The organism is Bacillus sp. ME78 (genome assembly GCF_903970865.1).
Taxonomy (GTDB): Bacteria; Bacillota; Bacilli; order Bacillales; family Bacillaceae_G; genus Bacillus_A; species Bacillus_A cereus.
Genome location: NZ_CAJCKK010000084.1, coordinates 1 through 944 on the forward strand (window position 1 = coordinate 1; position 944 = coordinate 944).

Consider the following 944-nt stretch of genomic DNA (forward strand, 5'->3'; position numbering starts at 1 on the left):
CTCTGATTAAAAGTCAGATGCTCTACCAACTGAGCTAATGGCTCGTAAATGGCTGGGCTAGCTGGATTCGAACCAGCGCATGACGGAGTCAAAGTCCGTTGCCTTACCGCTTGGCTATAGCCCATTAATATTTACTAGTATGGTTATCTTCTCAAAAAAATAAACCCTTTCAGGTTATTTTTAAGAAAATGGTGGAGGGGGGCAGATTCGAACTGCCGAACCCGAAGGAGCGGATTTACAGTCCGCCGCGTTTAGCCACTTCGCTACCCCTCCGACATTTAAACATATATGGTGGAGGATGACGGGATCGAACCGCCGACCCCCTGCTTGTAAGGCAGGTGCTCTCCCAGCTGAGCTAATCCTCCAAAAGTGGTGACCCGTACGGGATTCGAACCCGTGTTACCGCCGTGAAAGGGCGGTGTCTTAACCACTTGACCAACGGGCCAAAAATTTAAAAACTTTTCCAAGCTTCCAACCGGGCTTGAACCGGTGACCTCTTCCTTACCATGGAAGTACTCTACCAGCTGAGCTATGGAAGCATAATGGCTCCGCAGGTAGGAATCGAACCTACGACCGATCGGTTAACAGCCGATAGCTCTACCGCTGAGCTACTGCGGAATAATATAAGCCTGGCAACGTCCTACTCTCACAGGGACAAGGTCCCAACTACCATCGGCGCTAGAGAGCTTAACTTCCGTGTTCGGTATGGGAACGGGTGTGACCTCTCTGCCATCATTACCAGACTTTTATCATTATACACATTCTTTTCAGAATGTCAAAAGGAATTTTAAATATATATTCCTTCAAAACTAGATAACATTGCTACATATTATATGGTTAAGTCCTCGATCTATTAGTATTCGTCAGCTCCACATGTCACCATGCTTCCACCTCGAACCTATCAACCTGATCATCTTTCAGGGATCTTACTAGCTTACGCTATG

6 tRNA genes and 2 rRNA genes are annotated in these 944 nt (G+C 46.9%); all 8 read right to left on the minus strand.

Annotated elements, in window-relative coordinates:
- Positions 1–49: 49 nt before the first annotated feature.
- A tRNA-Gln gene (locus tag H6481_RS28155) sits at positions 50–124 on the minus strand.
- A 65-nt stretch (positions 125–189) separates the two neighbouring features.
- Positions 190–273, minus strand: a tRNA-Tyr gene (locus tag H6481_RS28160).
- Between the two features lie 16 nt (positions 274–289).
- Positions 290–365: transfer RNA gene (locus tag H6481_RS28165), tRNA-Val, on the minus strand.
- Between the two features lie 5 nt (positions 366–370).
- Positions 371–445: transfer RNA gene (locus H6481_RS28170), tRNA-Glu, on the minus strand.
- Between the two features lie 21 nt (positions 446–466).
- Positions 467–539 (minus strand) — tRNA-Thr (locus H6481_RS28175).
- A gap of 4 nt (positions 540–543) precedes the next feature.
- Positions 544–618 (minus strand) — tRNA-Asn (locus tag H6481_RS28180).
- A gap of 9 nt (positions 619–627) precedes the next feature.
- Positions 628–743 (minus strand): 5S ribosomal RNA (gene rrf / locus H6481_RS28185).
- A 90-nt stretch (positions 744–833) separates the two neighbouring features.
- Positions 834–944: ribosomal RNA gene (locus H6481_RS28190) — 23S ribosomal RNA — on the minus strand; the annotation flags it as partial.